General features: G+C 56.2%; 1 protein-coding gene and 1 pseudogene. Both read left to right on the top strand.

Features of this window, described 5'->3' with window-relative positions; translation table 11 throughout:
* Positions 1-444: pseudogene (locus CP49_RS46255) on the top strand (alpha-1,4-glucan--maltose-1-phosphate maltosyltransferase); the annotation flags it as partial.
* 5 nt (positions 445-449) lie between these two features.
* A partial coding sequence (locus CP49_RS24060; protein WP_420807638.1) for a maltokinase N-terminal cap-like domain-containing protein occupies positions 450-1,048 on the top strand: 599 nt, incomplete at its 3' end.

Below are 1,048 nucleotides of genomic sequence, written 5' to 3'. Positions count from 1 at the left end.
CTCGAGCATGAGCCGATACCGGGCCGCGAGGAGTATCTTAATTCCGAAAAATACGAGTTGAAATCCCGCGATTGGGACAAGCCCGGAAACATCAAGCCTTATATCGCCCAGATCAATCGTATCCGGCGCGAAAATCCGGCACTGCAGCAGACGTCCGCGATCCGGTTTCTGCCCGTGGAGGACAACTCGGTCATAGCCTACGTCAAACATTCCGCCGGTCAGACAAACGTAGTTGTGACCGTCATCGCGTTAACGGGTGGTTTCCGGGAATTCTGGCTCCCGCTCGGTGATGTGCAAGTGCGGCCAGGCCAAGGCGACTTGAAGCCCGTGACCGCCCTCGAAAACCTCAAATCCGGTCCGACCTCGCCCGTCGCCTATGGCGGAATGCGGCTTTGGATCGATCCCATACACGATCCCGTGCTTATTTTCCGATGCTTGGGTTAACGAACATGGGCACCGCCAGTGAAAAACTTGCGTTCTTGGACATACCGGAAGGTTCTTCATGGGTTGCGAACAGAGAGGTGACCGCAGCTCTCGAAAGACATTTTCTTCCGGCCTATCTCGCCAAAGCCCGGTGGTTCCCTGGTAACTCTGAAACGCGAATCAAGCCAAAGATCATTGCACGCCTTCCTTTCACCGCGGACTCAACCACTTTCGTCATTATCGAAACCAGCCATCACGCGCGCTATCTCCTGCCCTTACGGGTCGACTGGTCCGTTGATGCGGCTCCCGAACTGGATAAATCCATCGTGGCCCGTTTGCACCAGGGTAAGCGTGAAGGATTACTGTGCGATGTCGCTGCTGACCCGGCTTTCATCCGACAAATCCTCGAGCACCTTCGACGGGAGGCCTCCATTGCCGGCTCGGGTTGGCGGCTAGACTTCAAGCCCACGAGCAAACTCGGGAGCCAACCACCGAATACTCCATCCCGGATCCGCGCAATTCACGGCGAACAATCCAACAGTACGGCGCTGGTTGATCAGGACTATGTTGTCAAGCTGTACCGCCAAATCGAGCCCGGCCAAAACTCCGAAGTCGAGATGGGACA

The organism is Bradyrhizobium valentinum (assembly GCF_001440405.1).
GTDB lineage: Bacteria > Pseudomonadota > Alphaproteobacteria > Rhizobiales > Xanthobacteraceae > Bradyrhizobium > Bradyrhizobium valentinum.
This window is presented reverse-complemented; position numbering and strand designations above follow the sequence as displayed.